Here is a 15,940-nt window from a genome sequence, read left to right as displayed (position 1 = left end):
GGGCTGCGCAGCAGCCCCTAGGGTTTTCAGGGCTGCTGCGCAGCCCAACGCGGGACAAGCCCGCTCGCCACGACTACCTATTGAGCACGGCCCGCTCCCACGTTTTTTTAGTTAACTCAAACAACCGCAAACCGATAAGCGTCAATTGCACCCGCCCCGCGCCTCTGCCACAATCGCGAATAATTATCGTTAGTTAACGCATTCTTTTCAGGGGACGTTCCTTGGCGCCTGCGCAGAGCCCACATGCCCATCTGGTCGGCGCGCTGTACCGCGACCACCGCGGCTGGCTGCTGGCCTGGCTGCAACGCAGTACCGCCTGCCGCCAGCGCGCCGAAGACCTGAGCCAGGACACGTTCGTGCGCCTGCTAGGCCGCGAGCGTCTGGACACCCCGCGTGAACCCCGTGCTTTTCTCGCCGCTGTGGCCAAAGGCCTGCTGTTCGACCATTTCCGCCGCGCAGCCCTGGAGCAAGCCTACCTCTCGGAGCTGGCGCTGATGCCCGAGGCCGAACAGCCGTCGCCTGAGCAGCAACTGCTGATTCTCGAAGACCTCAAGGCCATCGACCGTTTGCTCGGCAAGCTGTCGAGCAAAGCGCGCGCCGCCTTCCTGCACAACCGCCTGGACGGCATGGGCCACACCGAAATCGCCGAGCGCCTCGGCGTGTCGGTATCGCGGGTACGCCAGTACCTGGCCCAGGGCATGCGCCAGTGCTACATCGCCCTGTACGGCCAGCCCACATGAACAACGCCCCGGTTTCCAGCTCGGTGCTCGAAGCTGCCATTACCTGGAAGCTGTGCCTGGACCAGGGCAGCGGCACGCCCGATGAGCGCAACGCGTTCATGCGCTGGCACGCCGCCCACGAAGAACACGCCCGTGCCTGGCTGCAACTGGGCCTGCTCGACCAGCGCGTCACCGCCGCTGCCGGCCCTGCCCGGCATGCCCTGCAACAGTCGCGCAGCGGCATGCGCCAGCGCCTCGGCGGGCTCGCCGGCATGCTGGTACTGGGCGGGTTGCTGGCCTGGGCCGGTTTGCCGAGCCTGTCGGCCAGTTACTGGCTGGCCGATCAGCGCACCAGCACCGGCGAACTGCGCACGTTGCGCCTTGAGGACGGCACGCTGCTGAGCCTGAATACCGGCACTGCGGTCGATATCGACTTCCACGGCAGCGAACGGGTGATCGTGCTGCATCAGGGCGAAATTTCCGTCGAAACCGGGCATGAAGACACCCGGCCACTGCTGGTGCAAACCGACGATGGCCGGCTACGGCCGCTGGGTACACGCTTTTTGGTCAAGCGCGAGGCCGCAGGCACACGCCTTGAGGTGTTGCAGGCACAGGTTGCGGCCAAACCGCGCAACAGCGGCGATGAGCAGGTGCTGGCCGAAGGCCGTCAGGTGTTGATGAGCGCCGATGGGCAGGGGCCGGTAGAGGCGGTCGCGGTAGGCGCCGACGCCTGGACCCGCGGCATGCTGGTGGTGGACAACGTGCGCCTGGCAGACCTGGTTGCCACCCTCGGCCAGTACCGCAGTGGCCACTTGGGTGTGGCGGACGAGGTTGCCGACCTGCGCATCAGCGGCAGCTTCCCACTGACCGACACCAACCTGGCACTGGCCTCGCTGCTGCCGGCCCTGCCGGTGAAAATCGAACAACACACGCCATGGTGGGTGACTATCAGCGCCAAGTAATCCGGGCTGCCGCCCGAGGGCATCTGTGGGAGATTCTATGGTTTTGTACAAGCCTTTTCTCGCCAGACACATCTCCTTGTGGCGAGCTCCGTTGTGGCGAGCTCCGTTGTGGCGAGCGGGCTTGTCCCGCGTTGGGCTGCACAGCAGCCCCTGGGGTTTTCAGGGCTGCTGCGCAGCCCAACGCGGGACAAGCCCGCTCGCCACAACTAACTATCGTTTCCCACAGGATTGGGGCCAGCCAGCAATGTTGCGGTTGGGCACTACCTCCGTGGGGCGATAGCCTGCGATGAGGCCATGAAGGCTTTATCCATCACCGGCAAGAATATTTTTCATCCACCCCTGTCACTTTTTCAATCTCGCTCGGCAAGGAAGCAATTAGCACCCTTTTTGTCGAGGAGCCGCTGCATGTCCCGCGCTGTTGATGCTTTGCTTCGCCCCCGCCTGATGGCCCTGGCCATCAGCCTGGCCGCGCCATTGGCCAGCCCAGCCCTGTTCGCTGCCGAGCAGTCCGCCGTGCGCGCCTATGACGTACCGGCCGGCCCCTTGGCCAGCACCCTGAACCAGATCGCCAGCCAGGCAGGCATCGCCCTGGCACTGGACCCGGCACTGGCCAGCGGTCGCACCTCGGCACCGGTTAACGGCCAGTACAACGGCGTCGGCGCCTTGCAGGCCGCCCTGCTGGGGACCGGCCTGCAACTGCAGCAAGGCAGCGCCGGCAGTTACAGCCTGGTGGCAGTCGAGAACAACGCAATCGCCTTGCCCACTACCGACATCAACGCAAGCAGCGACAGTGAAAGCGCCTGGGGCCCGGTGAATGGTTACCTGGCCAACCGCACCGCCGTCGGCAGCAAGACCGACACCGCGCTGGTCGAAGCCCCACGCTCGATCTCCGTCGCCACTCGCCAGCAAATGGACGACCGCAGCGTGCATAGCCTGGACGACGCCGTGCGCTACATGCCCGGTATCGTCTCCGCCAGCTTCGGCAGCGATACGCGCTACGACTGGATGCGCGTACGTGGCTTCGAGCCCACGCACTTCCTCGATGGCCTGCCACTGCCGCGCGGCGTTTATGCCAACTCCAAACCCGAGACCTGGAACCTGGACCGCCTCGCCCTGCTTCGCGGCCCGGCATCCTCGGTGTACGGCCAGACGCCACCTGGCGGCCTGTTGGATATCGTCAGCCGCAGGCCGCAAGCCGAAAGCGCCCACGAGATCCAGGTGCAGTACGGCAGCGACAACCACCGCCAGATCAATTTTGCCAGCACCGGCAAGATCGATGACCAAGGCCAATTTCTATATGGCTTGAGCGGGGTGGTCCGCGACAGCGGCACGCAAATCGATCACGTCGAGAACAAGCGCTACAACATCGCCCCCAGCCTGACCTGGAACATCGACGACGACACATCGTTGACCTTGTTGACCCAGTTCACCCGCGACGATACCGGCGTCACCAGCCAGTTCTACCCGCTGCAAGGCACCAAGATCGACATGCCCTTCGGCAAGGTCTCGCGCCACAAGAACCTCGGTGACCCGGACTACGACTACTACGACCGCACCTACTACGCGCTGGGCTACACCTTCGAACACCGCCTGAACGACACCTGGCAGTTGCGCCAGAACCTGCGCTACACCAAGTCCGACCTGTCGTTCCAGACGGTCACCGTCAACAGCTATTACCCGAGCATTGGCTACGTCGTGGACGATCAGGGCAATACCGGCCGTGGTACCACCAATGTTGATGAAGACATCAGCCAGTTCGCGGTCGACAACAACCTGCAAGGCAACTTCGACACAGGCGCCATCAGCCATACCCTGCTGCTCGGCCTGGACCACCAGCGCATGAACAACAACTTCCTGGCGATCTTCGGCACCGCGCCGCCCATCAACGTCAACAACCCGGTGCACGGCTTGCCCATCACCCGCCCGCCTCGCGCCGATGCCCTCTACGACTACAACCAGAAAACCCGCCAGACCGGCGTGTACATCCAGGACCAGATGGCCCTCGATAAATGGCGCCTGACCCTGGGCGGTCGTCAGGACTGGGTGCACACCGACACCGAGTTCCACAAGAACAACACCAATAGCACCCAGCGCAATCGCAAGTTCAGCGGCAATGCCGCCCTCAGCTATGTGTTCGACTCAGGCCTGGTGCCTTACCTGTCCTACGCCGAGTCATTCCAGCCGGCCAGCAAATCCGACGTCACTGCCACCAACTCGCTCAAGCCTACCGAGGGGCAACAGTGGGAGCTGGGCATCAAGTACCAACCGCCCGGCTCGAATACGCTGCTGACGGCTGCGGTGTATGAGCTGACCCAGAAGAACGTCTCGGTTACCAACAACGTCGGCAACGTACCGGTCACCAGCCAGACCGGTGAAGTGAAGGTACAGGGTCTGGAGCTTGAAGCCGTTTCCGAGGTGAACGAAAACCTCAAGGTGACCGCGGCCTACACCCTGGCCAAGTCCGAAGTGCAGGACGGCCTGTATAAAGGCAACCGCCTGCAATTGATGCCCAATCAGCAGGCGTCGCTATGGGCCGACTACACCTGGCGCACCGGTGCGCTGGACGGCTTTGGTATCGGCCTGGGCGCACGCTATACCGGCAACACCTACGGCGATCAGGGCAATACCTGGCTTGGCAAGGCCGACGCCTACACCGTGTTCGATGCGGCGGTGCACTACGACCTCGGGCGCCTGGACAACAGCCTCAAGGGTGCTTCGGTGGCAATCAACGCCACCAATCTGCTGAACAAGGACTACATCTCCACCTGCGACGGCTACTACTGCTACTTCGGTGACCAACGCAGCGTCGTCGCCAGTGCGACCTACAAGTGGTGAGCATCCCAGGTCGCAGAACAAAGGCTGAACCGTGAAAAGCCAAACCATCCGCCGCTGGTCTTTCATCCACACCTGGAGCAGCCTGGTCTGCACGCTGTTCCTGTTACTGCTGGCCCTCACCGGCTTGCCGCTGATCTTCCATCACGAGCTTGAACACCTGCTCGGCGATGCCCCGCAGCTGCGCCAGATGCCCGCTGACACCCCGCATCTGGGCCTGCAGCAACTGGTGCTCAAGGCCGAACAGCACCGCCCAGGCGAGGTCATGCAGTACTTCGGCTACGACGAAGACGAAGCCAACGGCGTGGTCGCTATCACGGCCGCCACCGCCGCTACCGAGCCCAATTCATCGCACACGTTCATGCTCGACGCGCGCACCGGCGAAGCGGTGGCGATGCCTGCGGCCAATGGCGGCCTGATGATGACGCTGCTGCGCCTGCATGTGGACATGTTCGCCGGGCTGCCGGGCAAACTGCTGCTGGCGTTCATGGGGGTGCTGTTCATCGTCGCTATCGTTTCAGGCACCGTGCTGTACGCACCGTTCATGCGCCGGCTGAAATTTGCCAGCGTGCGCCACGACAAATCGCCCAGGCTGCGCTGGCTCGACCTGCACAACCTGATCGGCATCGTGACCCTCAGCTGGGCGCTGGTGGTCGGTGTTACCGGGGTGATCAGCGCGCTGTCCGACGTGGTGATCGCTGCCTGGCGCAACGACAGCCTCGCGGCCATGGTCGCGCCCTACCGTGATGCCCCGCCGCTCACCGAGCGGGCGCCAGCCACGCACCTGCTCAGCATTGCGGCGCAGGCTGCGCCCGGCATGCGCCCTGACTTCATCGCCTTCCCAGGCACCCGGTTTTCCAGCGAACACCACTATGCGGTGTTCATGAAAGGCGCCAGCCACCTGACCTCGCACCTGCTCACCCCGGTGCTGATCGATGCCCGCACCCTGCAGGTCACCGCAGTCGGTGAGCGGCCCTGGTACATGGACGCCATGGGCCTGTCGCAACCGCTGCATTTTGGTGACTACGGCGGGCGGCCCATGCAGATTCTCTGGGCCCTGCTCGATGTGCTGACCATCATCGTGCTCGGCAGCGGGCTGTACCTGTGGTGGGGCAAGCAACGCAAAGCCCGGCAGGTGAGCCAATGAGCCATAAATCCCAAGGCACGCTACGTATCTTCGCCTGGCCAGCGGTGCTCGGCGTGCTAGGCCTGGCCGGGCTGTTCGCCGCACTGCTCGGTGATGGCGCCTGGGATGCGCTGGCCTGGCTGGGGCTGGGGCTATCGGCCGCCATCGGTTTTTCCGGGTTCAGGCGCTAGCCGACTACCTCCTAAGCAGGGCGTTGATACCCGAGGCTCCCTCTCCCTGCACAGGAGCCTCAACATGACCCCACTGGAACAACTCGAAGCACTCGATACCCGGCTTGCCGACCTGCAGCGCGGGTTTCCGACCCTGCAAGCCGGGCTCGCCCCTCTGCCCATGCGCCAGCAATTGTTCGGCGACCTGGCGCAGTTCTGGGCAAGCACCGACGACAATGGACGCTCCCAGCAGCAGGCGTTGCGCCAACTGCGCCACGAGCAACTGCTGGCCCAGCTTGAACTGCGTCTGGCCGACCAGACCTTGGGCAACGAGCATGTGTTCCTGCTGCGCACCTGCCTGGAATTGCCGTTGTCCTGGCAACGCCAGCACTTGCCTGGCGAACAGCGGGCGCAGGCCTATCGGCTGCTGTTCAGCAGCGCCTCGCCCAACCGCCGGCTATACCTTCCCGGCGCCTTCGTGCTGGTTGCCGACGGCCCGCAAGGCAGCGACGCAGTGCCGGGCGAGGCCCTCGGCAAGGCCATGATGTGCAGCCTCAGTTACGGTATCGAAACCTTCGACAGCCTGGCTGAACTGCATACCGAGCTGTGTGAACGCATCGACGACCCACTGCAGAGCCGCCCGATCCTCAACCTGCTGGCAGACCCTGAAGATGCCTCGCTGATTCAGCGCGCCGACCGGCTGCGCTACGACTGGTACGCCGATGACATGGTCGAATATCAGGTCAGCAGCATGATCGACACCCAGCGCAAGCGCCTGCACCGCGCCTGGCCGCAGGCAACCGCCGCGGACGGCGACATGGTCAGCAAGGCTTTGGACCTGGTCGGCAGCATGGGCAGCCCGCCGGTGCTGGCCACCCGCTACGCCCTGTTGCTGGAAAAGCACATGCCGGGATGGATGCGTAGCGCCCCGGCCCAGTCCATCACCCACATCCTGCAAACCATGCAGGAGCTGGGCAATGCCGTAGCGCAGGCACGCGCCCCAGGCATTCCCGACCTCGCCCAGTTCAGCCAGCGCCACACCTTGCTCGGCTGGGTTCGCCAACGCCTGACCGAGCGCCTGCAACGGGACCTGCGGGTGGCCACAGCGCCCCAGGACATCCACATCAGCGTCACCCTGGCGCGGCGCATAGGCCCACTGCTCGACCCACTCAACCCCTCCAGCTACATTGCCGTGGCCAGCCGGCCGCAAGTCGGTGACACCATCGAGATGGTGCCGGTCAGCTACCAGTTGGACGAGCTGGCCCTGCTCAACGTGGCGTGGTTCGATGTCGATTACTGGCTCACCGCACGGGTGCAGCACATCGACGGCAGCCTGATCGATGGCCTGGGGCCAGATCAGGTCAAGGCTATGGTCCGCGAACTGGATGCCGGCGCCAGCTACAGCCAGTTCGTGCGCAAGCACCTGCTGCAAAGCGCCGAGGCGCGCTGGCGCATGGAAGCCCACGGGCGCATCAACCGCGCCCGGATGCGGGCCGAACTGGCCAAGGCGCGCTACGCCAGGCACCTGCTCCAAGACCCGTTCGAACGCGGCTACACCTGGGCGAAAACCGTGCTCGACCACCCGGACAGCGCGCAGCGTGCCAGCCTGGAACAACACCCTTTCGCGGTGCGCCAGGTCGTCATCGAAGGCCACACCCTGCAAGGTGTATTGCTGATCAACAGTTCCGTAGCCAACATCGACTCGCTCATGCTCTACACCCCGGATGCCCCAGACCGTCGCGCCTGGCGCGAATGGCACAACGCCCGGGCGTTGCTACGCGAGATCCGCAGAAACACGCCGCTGCGCACTTACCTCAAGGGGCGGGCCCCGGCAGCCAGCGCGGCGCGCCTGGAACAGCTGCTGGTCAAAGGCGGACTTAGCCCGCACCTGCGCCTGGACAGCATCGAGGGCAACCTGTTCGACGCCTGCTACCGCGCCGAGGTGCACGCCCTGATCGCCGAGGCCGACGCCAGTACCCGCAGCAATAGCGAGCTGCTGGGCGAGTTCGGCCTGAACACCTTGCGGGTGATTCTCGACCTGGTAAGCCTCGTGTTGCCGGCGCCCGCCATGACCGCACTGGCCTTCGGCAGAATGGCAATCTCGATCTGGGATGGCCTTGAGGCCATGCACAAGGACGACCGCGAGGCAGCGCTGCACCACGCCATCGCGGCCATCAGCCATGCCACTGACGGCATCAACAGCTTCGCCGGCTCAGCCGTCATCCGTCGTGCCATGCGTGGCTTGCCACCGACCCCACCCAAGCCACTGCCGGCCAGCCATCAGGTGGAAGCGGAACTGGCCCGCTTGCGTTACCGCATCGACGGTGTCCATGACGCCAAGGTCTACGAGCAGGTCAACAGTGGGCCCGGGCCAGACCGCTATTTCATCCGCGACCTGCAGGGCCGTTTCTACCATGTGGAATTCGATGGCCAGCGCTGGCGGGCCGTCGACCCCAGGCAGCCGAACGCCTACAGCCAATTGCCGGTCAAGCAACTGAGCAGCGGCGAATGGGTGGTGGACTCACCCGTACTGTGGCACGACGGGTTGCCAGACTTGCAGGCACTGTTGGACGACTGCCAGCTTGACCCCGTGCGGGAAGGCGAGGCTCTAGCCGAAGAAGCAGGGCTGTTCGATGCCGACGGCGAACTTTACCTGCGACTGCACAACTGGCAGTTGCCCGTACGCCGGCATTTGCTGGCAGGCCATTACCACTTGCAGTTGACTGAGGCCCGCGCCCCGGCCTGGGCGGTGTTGCGCCTGCAGCAAGGGCAGTGGCGCATCCGCGTGCGCCAGCCAGGCCTGAGCAGCGACTGGCTGGCGCTGCCACAGGCTGGGCGCGGTTAGTCGGCCAGGCGTGGCAGACGCTGGTCCAGGCGCTGATACAGCGCGCTGCTGCTCGGCCAGTTGCGCAGCAACCGGGCACGGTCACGGGCGAACGCCTTGGCAAAGCTCATCTGGGTGGCGTGCTGGCACATGGCGTCGAGGTCGATCAGCGACCAGCGCCCATCTACCCAGAACAGGTTGTGGCCTTTGAAATCGCCGTGGCTGATGCGCTCGCGAATCAGTTGCTGCATCAGTTGCACCAGAGCGTCGACCTGCTCGTCCGGGGCCTCGCCGCTTTCGACGAACGGCGCAAAGCACGCGGCCAGGTCCGGGCCGTCGATGTACTCGGTCAGCAGGTAGGCGCGGTTGCGCAGGCCAAGGGTGCGGGTTTCCAGCAGCGCCAGCGGGCGGGGGGTGGCGATGTCGAGGAACATCAGGCGATGGCCCTCGATCCAGGAATGCCAGGCCCGGCTGGGGCGCCAGAAGCGTTTGAACCAGTGCGCGGTGTTCTTGATGTTGTAGCGTTTGAGCACCAACGGGCGACCGTCGACATCAATGCGCGCCACGCTGGCGGCGCCGCCGGTCTTGTACAGGTGGCCCTGATCCAGGTAGGTGTCGGCCTGCTCCAGCACCGGGGCCAGTGCCTGCACTTCACTGCGGCAGATGGCCCGCAGCCCCGACAGGCTGCGCTCGACACTGAACAGCGTGCACTCGCGCCCGGCTTTATCCAGGTAATCTTTCAGGCGCCAGCTGCGCACCTTGTCGACCTGCTTGAGCAACGCTTCCAGCGGCAGCGCATGCTCGGCATTGGCCAGCAGGTAATGCACCAGCGCTTCCTCGATGAAGGGCTCCAGGCGCTTGGGCAACTGCGCGAAGAACACCCCGAGGTTTTCCAGCACGCGCTGGCGCGACAACTGCTGGCCTGGGGTTTCAGCCTTGATGCCGGCGCCGTCGATCAGGTACAGCTGGCCGCCTTGACGCAGCAGGTTGTCCAGGTGCAGGTCTTGCTGCCACAGGCCTTTGGCATGCATTTGCGCAACCGCCGTCAACGCCTCGCCGAGCACCAGGTGCTGCTCATCGGCAAGCATGGGCAAGTGCTCGACCGCGGCCCAGGCGTCGCCCAGGCTTTCGGCGTTTTCTATGAACTCGAACAACAGCCAGCCGCCTTCGCCTTCTTTCAGGCCATCGGCCAGCAGGCGTGGCGTGGTCAGGCCCTGGGCCGCCATCAGCCGGGCGCCGTCCAGCTCACGCTGGAAGTGGCGCGCAGCGTTGCCGCCGACCAGCAGCTTGGCCAGCACCTTGGTGCCCCGCCAGATACCCGCGCCCACGTAGCGTTGGCCAGGCAATACGCGCAGCAGGCTGAGCAGTTGCAAGTCTGCGGCGCCAGCGGCATCGGCCAGGGTGATGGTCAGCGGCACTTGCGGGCTGCGCCCGGCGGCTTTCAGTTCGGACAGGCGCATCAGCGGCCCTCCTTGTGGCGGCGGCGTTGCGTCAGGCGTTGCAGCCAGGTGTCGAGCACAGCGCTGCCTTCGGGCTGGGCCAGATAGGCGGCCAGCAGTACCCGTATATCAGCGTCGCTCCAGATACTGGCGCGGCGCAGCAGCGGCTCCAGGTCCTTGACCCGGTCGCGCATGCCGAACAGCAGCGGGCGGGTTTTCTCGAGGTCGATCAGTTGCGCCTGCCAGCCTTCGCGGCGCTCGCGCAGGAAGATGTGCTTGGGATAGAAACACCCGTGCATCTGCCCGGCAGCGTGCAGCGTGCGCGCCAACTGGCCGCATCCTTGCAGAATGCCGTGGCGCTGCGCCGGGACGAGCTGCGGCCACTGCGCCAGCAGGCGGTCAAGGTCGGTCCATTCGTCCAGCGCACGGGTCATCAGCACTGCGCGGTGCTGGCCGGCCTGCTTGCGCTCGCCGTAGAACACCGCCTGCAAGGCCGGTATGCCCAGCTTCTGGTAGCGGCTGATGTTGCGAAACTCGCGGGCGAAGGTGGGCTCGCCGAATGGCCGGTGCAGGCTGCGGGTGAAGTAGTTGCTCTGGCGCTTGAGGTAGTAGCCCTTGCCTTCGAGTTCCAGGCGGAACACGCTGCTGAAACCGCCACGGCCGGTGTTCGGCTCGTCCACGGCCTCCAGTTGCAACGCCCACAACGCCTCGAAGTCGCTCAGGCCATGGCGCTTGAGCAGCGCCTGGTCGGCGCTGGCCAGGTAATCGGTCATTCCCTTCCCTCGAAAAAGCTCAGTACCTGGCGAATCCGCCGTTTATCCCGCGCCGTAAGGCGCTCGTGCCGACGGTACTGCAGGTAGAAGCGCAGGCGCTGCGTGGCCGACAGGTGATATTTGGCGACCTTGTCCAGGCACGCCAGGTCCTTGATCAGGCGGTGGCGCAGCATGAAGCCACGCCAGAAATCACCCGTTGGGCAATCGATGAAGAACAGCGTGCCCTGGTCATCCACCAGCAGGTTGCGCCACTTCAGGTCATTGTGGGCGAAGTGGTGGTCATGCATCTGCCGGGTATGCCGCGCCAGCTGGCGGCTCAGGTGGTCGACCCAGGCCCGGTCGCGCAGGCGCGGGTCGTTGCGCTCGGCCAGTGCCGAAAGGTCTTCGGTATTCGGCAGCTCACGGGTGATCATCGCCCCACGGCCAAACGCCAGGCCGTGGCGTTCAAGGCCCCAGGCCACCACTTCTGCCGTGGGAATGCCCCACTTGGCGAACTGCTTGAGGTTCTGCCACTCGGCCTTGATACGCGGGCGGCCAAGGTAGCGACGCATGTGCTTGCCGGCGCCGGTGTAGCGCTTGACGTAGTAGTTGACCCCATCACGCTCGACACGCACGACCTCGCTCAACGGGTCGCGGGTCAGGCGCTCGCCCTGTAAGGCAAACACCGCCTCGAGGCTGCCGAAGTCTGCTGCCAGGGCCTCATAGCCCGGCGCCAGTGTCCAACCCGCCATCAGAGTGCGTCCCCATAGCGTTGCTTGCGGTCGTAGAGTTTCTGCGCCTTGCGCTCAAGCCAGGCGAGCAGTGCCGCTTCGTCCTTGAGCACCTGGCGCAGCGGCTGCTGGAAGTAACCGCGCAAGAAGCGCAGTTTGTCGCGGCGGGTGAGGCCGATGTCCAGCGCCGAGAAATACAACGCCGCCAGGTCTTTGTCACGCCAGCGGCGGGTTATACGCGCGCGGGTTTGTGCGCGGTGCAGGTCGATCACCGACAGCCTGAAGTCGTCTGCGGTGACCGGGCGGTCGGTGTGCAGCAGGAAGTGGCAGATGTAGCAGTCACGGTGGTTGACCCCCGCACGGTGCATGCCGCCGGTCATCTTCGCCACTTCGGCAATCAGCGCGTGCTTCAGGCGTGGCGCTGGCGGCTGCTTGAGCCAATCAAGGCTGAAGTCTTCCAGGCTCACGGTCGGTGCCAGCTCTTCGGTGACGATGAACGAATGCTGGGTCGCCGGGTTGCTGCCCCGCTCGCCGTAGGCCACGGCGGTCATGGTCGGCACACCGACCTGGTGCAGGCGCTCGATGGCGCGCCACTCCTGGCCGGCGCCGAGCACTGGCAGCTTGGCGCTGAACAGGTTCTTGAAAATCTCGCCCCAGCCAATGCCGCGGTGAATCTTGACGAAGAAGCCTGCGCCCTCGACCTCGGTGCGCAGCGTGCGGCGGCCTTCAAGCTCGCGGTACACCTCGCCCTGCAACTGCTCGACGGCGTCGAACGGGTCGCGCCCGGCCCACAAGCGCTTGAACGGCTCGGCCAGTATCAGCTTCATGCCTGCTCTCCAGCCAGAATCACGTCGGCGGCATGCTGCGGCATGCTGTACAGGTCAGCCGTGTCGGCAAAGGCCACGCCGTTGCTCGACCAGGCAGCACGGGCCACGTCGTCTTCGAGCATGCGCTGCAGGTAACTGTTGAGCTGCTCCTGCGCGAACGGCTCATCCAGCACCAGGCCGCAATCGGCCTCGGCGATGTAATGGGCGTAGCCGCACACCTTCGAGACCAGCACCGGCAAGCCAGCGACCAGCGCTTCGAGCAGCACGGTGCCGGTGTTTTCGTTGTACGCCGGGTGGATCAGCAGGTCGGCGCCGAGCAGGAAACGCGGGATATCGCTGCGCCCCTTGAGAAACTGCACCTGATCGCCCAGGCCCAGGGCTGCGCTCTGTACCTGGAACAGCTTGGGGTCGTCCTGGCCGATGACCATCAGCCGGGTGCGCTTGCGCAGGTGGGCCGGCAGCGCGGCCACAGCCTTGATGCTGCGGTCCACGCCCTTGGTCTTGAATCCCGAGCCGATCTGCACCAGCAGCAGCTCGTCATCGGCCAGGCCGAACTCACGGCGAAACTCGGCGCGAATGGCATCGGCGTCGGCCGGGCGGCGACGGTCCTGGGAAATACCAGGCGGCAACAGGTGGAAGCGCGCCTCGGGCGTGCCGTAATGCTTGATGAACAGCGGCTGCTGGACCTCGGAGATCATCAGCACCTCGGTGCGAGCATCCTTGGCGAACACCGCGCGCTCGTAGTCGGCAAAGTGACGATAGCGGCCCCAGCGCCGGTACAGGCTGCCGCGCAGGGTCTGGGCCTTGTCTTCGAAGCAGCCGTCGGCGGCGTAGTAGACATCCAGCCCCGGCATTTTGTTGAAGCCGATCAGGCGGTCGACCGGGCGCTTGGCAAGGTCGGCCTGCATCCAGGCGGTGAGCTTTTCGTTGCGTCGATGATTGAACAGCGCCTTGACCGGCGCCACCAGCACTTCGAAGCCCGGCGGAATGTCGCCTTCCCAGATCAGCGTATACACGCGGATCTGGTGGCCACGCCGTTGGCATTCGAGGGCGATACGCATGAAGTCGCGCTGCAGCCCGCCAAACGGGAAATATTTGTAGAGCACAAAAGCCAATTGCATCAACGCACATCCTCAGCCAGCAGCAGCGCGCTCAAGCGGCCCGCAACATGCTCGGGATTCAAGCGAGTGAAGCACAGCGGCCACTCGCGTTTGAGATCGAACCGGCGCAGATCCTCGGCGCTCGGTTTATAGGTGCACTTCTTCTGCAAGCACGGGGCGCAGGGGAAGTTGCTTGCCTGGTGGATCTGGGCGCGTCCGTAGGCACCGGTCAAACCAGGGTTGGTAGGGCCAAACAGCGAAATGGTCGGCACATCCAGGGCGGCGGCCAGATGGCCCAGCCCGGTGTCCACCGCCACGCAGGCCTTGGCCGCTGCCAGTACACGGGCAACACCCGCCAGGTTCAGCTTGGGCAGCACCTGGCAGTTGCCCAGGCCTTGGGCAATACGCTCGGCCCGGGCTTTTTCTGCGGGGTTGCCCCAAGGCAGCATCACCTGTAGGTGGCGCCGCCCCATCCGCTCGGCCAGCTCGCGCCAGTAGGCCTCGGGCCAGTGTTTGGTGGCCCAGGTGGTGCCATGCAGAAACACCACATAAGGCGCCGCAGGCGGCAGTTGCAGGCGGTTCAGGTCAAGGCCGTAATCGCCCAGCCCTTCGGGCAGGTCGTAGGCCAGGGCCAGGGCGAACAGCTGGCGAACACGCTCCACGGCATGCTGGCCAACGGCTACCGACAGGCGCCGGTCATAGAAACGGCTGGCCCAGCCTTCACGGGCCGAATAGCGGTCAAGGCCCGCGACCGGCGCCTTGACGTAGCGGGTCAGCCAGGCCGACTTGACCAGGCCCTGGGCGTCGATCACCAGGTCGTACTTGCGCTCGCGCACACGCTGCTTGAACGCCTTCCACTCACCGCTCTTGATGGTTTGCCAGAGGTTCTTGCGCCAGCGCCGGATCGCCACCGGGATAACCTGGTCGACCGCCGGGTGCCAGCTTGGGATTTCGGCAAAGCCCTCCTCCACCACCCAGTCGAACCGGATGCCGGGGATGGCCTGTGCGGCGTCGGTAATGGCCGGAAGGGTGTGAATGACGTCGCCCAGCGACGACGTCTTGATGATCAGTACCCGCACTCAGTCGACCTCGGCCACGGTGTCGATCAGGCTAGGCCCGCCCAGGCTGTGCAGGGCGGCGATGACTTTTTGCGGCTCCAGCAGGCGCAGGCAGTTGTAGTGGCCGAAGCGGCAGGTGCGGTCAAAGCACGGGCTGCATTCGATACCGGTACGCACCACCTCGACCTGGTCGGCCAACGGCGGGGTGAAGCCGGGCGAGGTCGAGCCGTACACCGCCACCAGCGGGCGGTTGAGCGCCGCGGCAACGTGCATCAGGCCCGAATCGTTGGACACCACGGCGCTGGCGCAGGACATCAGGTCGATGGCTTCAGCCAGCGAGGTTTCGCCCGCCAGGTTGACCGACTCTTCGCGCAGCCCCGGGATCAGCCGCTCGCGAATCTGCTCGCCCACCGGGTGGTCGTTTTTCGAGCCGAACAGCCACACTTGCCAGCCTTGGCGGACCATCGCATCGGCCACTTCGGCATAGTGCTCGGCCGGCCAGCGCTTGGCCTCGCCGAACTCGGCGCCGGGGCACAGGGCCAACACCGGGCGGTCCAGGGCCAGCTCGAACTTGGCCAGCGCCGCGTCGCGGCTGGCGGCTTCGATCTGCAGGGTCGGCCGTGGGTAGGGCTGCGGCAGTTCAGTGCCCGGCGCATAGGCCAGGGCCATGAAACGCTCGATCATCAGCGGGTAGCGCGCCTTGTCGAGCTTGCGCACGTCGTTGAGCAGCAGGTAGCGCATCTCGCCGCGCCAGCCGGTGCGCTTGGGGATACCGGCAAAGTACGGCACCAACGCCGACTTGAGCGAGTTGGGCAGCAGGATCGCCTGGTCGTACTGGCCAGCCAGCGATTTGCCGATGCGCCGGCGCGTGGCCAGTTCGAGCGCGCCATGGCCGAGCGGGAAGCTCAAGGCCTGACGCACTTCGGGCATGCGTTCGAGGATCGGCCGGCTCCACTCGGGTGCCAGCACATCGATCACGCAGTCGCGATGCTGTTGTTTCAGGCACTGGAACAAGGTCTGCGCCATCACCATGTCGCCGACCCAGCTGGGGCCAATGATCAGTATTCTCATGCTTTATCCAGAAACATTCGGGGAGGCTGCAGGCTGATCTGCAACCTGGCCTCCCCTCTTTATATTCAGGCTATGTGGCCGACAGTGTACCACTGGGGTCCAGATCGCGGTGCAAGCCCCACGCCGAGGTTGTCGGGCATGGTTGCGGCAGGCTTGTTGCGCCCTCATCGCAGGCTGTCGCCAGCTCCCACAGGGCTCGCCCATCCACATATCGATGCCGTCTACGCGATCAGTGTAGGAGCGGCCTTGTGTCGCGAAAGGGCTGCGGAGCAGCCCCAGGATCTGAGCACCCACCAGAATCGCTGGGACTGCTCCGCAGCCCTTTCGCG

The 15,940-nt window shown here is 65.1% G+C and carries 13 protein-coding genes; 6 read left to right on the top strand and 7 right to left on the bottom strand.

The genetic code is table 11. From position 1 onward, the window contains the following. The first annotated feature begins 221 nt into the window (after positions 1-221). The 6 genes from HU720_RS21600 to HU720_RS21575 all read left to right on the top strand — a co-directional run bounded on the left by HU720_RS21600 (position 222) and on the right by HU720_RS21575 (position 8,654). Entirely contained in the window at positions 222-740 is a 519-nt protein-coding gene (locus tag HU720_RS21600) for an RNA polymerase sigma factor (RefSeq protein WP_186522669.1), read from the top strand. Continuing rightward, positions 737-1,681 carry a FecR family protein gene (locus HU720_RS21595; protein WP_186522667.1) on the top strand — a complete coding sequence of 315 codons (945 nt, stop codon included), beginning with the start codon at positions 737-739 and terminating at the stop codon, positions 1,679-1,681. Before HU720_RS21600 ends, HU720_RS21595 begins: the two co-directional genes overlap by 4 nt. Before the next feature lie 405 nt (positions 1,682-2,086). After that, positions 2,087-4,516: a TonB-dependent siderophore receptor gene (locus HU720_RS21590; protein ID WP_186522665.1), complete on the top strand. Its 2,430-nt coding sequence runs from the start codon at positions 2,087-2,089 to the stop codon at positions 4,514-4,516. Positions 4,517-4,547: 31 nt separating this feature from the next. Continuing rightward, a complete protein-coding gene (locus HU720_RS21585) occupies positions 4,548-5,660 on the top strand; it encodes a PepSY-associated TM helix domain-containing protein (protein WP_186522663.1) in 1,113 nt (370 codons plus the stop codon). Further along, positions 5,657-5,830: a hypothetical protein gene (locus tag HU720_RS21580; protein WP_186522662.1), complete on the top strand. Its 174-nt coding sequence runs from the start codon at positions 5,657-5,659 to the stop codon at positions 5,828-5,830. Before HU720_RS21585 ends, HU720_RS21580 begins: the two co-directional genes overlap by 4 nt. A gap of 64 nt (positions 5,831-5,894) precedes the next feature. Continuing rightward, on the top strand, positions 5,895-8,654 hold the full coding sequence (locus HU720_RS21575) for a DUF6543 domain-containing protein (RefSeq protein WP_186522660.1): 2,760 nt from the start codon (positions 5,895-5,897) through the stop codon (positions 8,652-8,654). On the opposite strand, the gene HU720_RS21570 is transcribed toward HU720_RS21575, so the two are convergent. Genes HU720_RS21570 through waaF form a run of 7 tightly spaced genes read right to left on the bottom strand, consistent with a single transcriptional unit; the run spans position 8,651 to position 15,611 of the window. Continuing rightward, positions 8,651-10,093, bottom strand: coding sequence for a lipopolysaccharide kinase InaA family protein (locus HU720_RS21570; protein ID WP_186522658.1), 1,443 nt, complete (start codon positions 10,091-10,093; stop codon positions 8,651-8,653). The two genes, HU720_RS21575 and HU720_RS21570, sit on opposite strands and share 4 nt — an antisense overlap. After that, positions 10,093-10,845, bottom strand: coding sequence for a lipopolysaccharide kinase InaA family protein (locus HU720_RS21565; RefSeq protein WP_186522656.1), 753 nt, complete (start codon positions 10,843-10,845; stop codon positions 10,093-10,095). Before HU720_RS21565 ends, HU720_RS21570 begins: the two co-directional genes overlap by 1 nt. Then, positions 10,842-11,576 (bottom strand): lipopolysaccharide kinase InaA family protein, encoded by a 735-nt coding sequence (locus tag HU720_RS21560; RefSeq protein WP_186522654.1) that lies wholly within the window; start codon positions 11,574-11,576, stop codon positions 10,842-10,844. Before HU720_RS21560 ends, HU720_RS21565 begins: the two co-directional genes overlap by 4 nt. Continuing rightward, on the bottom strand, positions 11,576-12,382 hold the full coding sequence (gene rfaP, locus HU720_RS21555) for a lipopolysaccharide core heptose(I) kinase RfaP (RefSeq protein ID WP_186522652.1): 807 nt from the start codon (positions 12,380-12,382) through the stop codon (positions 11,576-11,578). Before rfaP ends, HU720_RS21560 begins: the two co-directional genes overlap by 1 nt. Next, positions 12,379-13,503: a glycosyltransferase family 4 protein gene (locus tag HU720_RS21550; RefSeq protein ID WP_186522650.1), complete on the bottom strand. Its 1,125-nt coding sequence runs from the start codon at positions 13,501-13,503 to the stop codon at positions 12,379-12,381. The genes rfaP and HU720_RS21550 overlap by 4 nt, the downstream gene beginning before the upstream one ends. Then, the gene (waaC, locus tag HU720_RS21545) at positions 13,503-14,561 is read right to left on the bottom strand and encodes a lipopolysaccharide heptosyltransferase I (RefSeq protein WP_186522648.1); all 1,059 of its coding nucleotides are present in this window, start codon (positions 14,559-14,561) and stop codon (positions 13,503-13,505) included. The genes HU720_RS21550 and waaC overlap by 1 nt, the downstream gene beginning before the upstream one ends. After that, positions 14,562-15,611, bottom strand: a complete 1,050-nt coding sequence (gene waaF / locus HU720_RS21540) for a lipopolysaccharide heptosyltransferase II (protein WP_186522645.1) — start codon at positions 15,609-15,611, stop codon at positions 14,562-14,564. It abuts the gene before it with no gap. Positions 15,612-15,940 lie beyond the last annotated feature (329 nt).

The organism is Pseudomonas sp. SWRI51, assembly GCF_014268825.1.
Lineage (GTDB): Bacteria > Pseudomonadota > Gammaproteobacteria > Pseudomonadales > Pseudomonadaceae > Aquipseudomonas > Aquipseudomonas farsensis.
The sequence above is the reverse complement of the archived record's forward strand: the minus strand, read 5'-3'. Positions and strand labels throughout refer to the sequence as shown.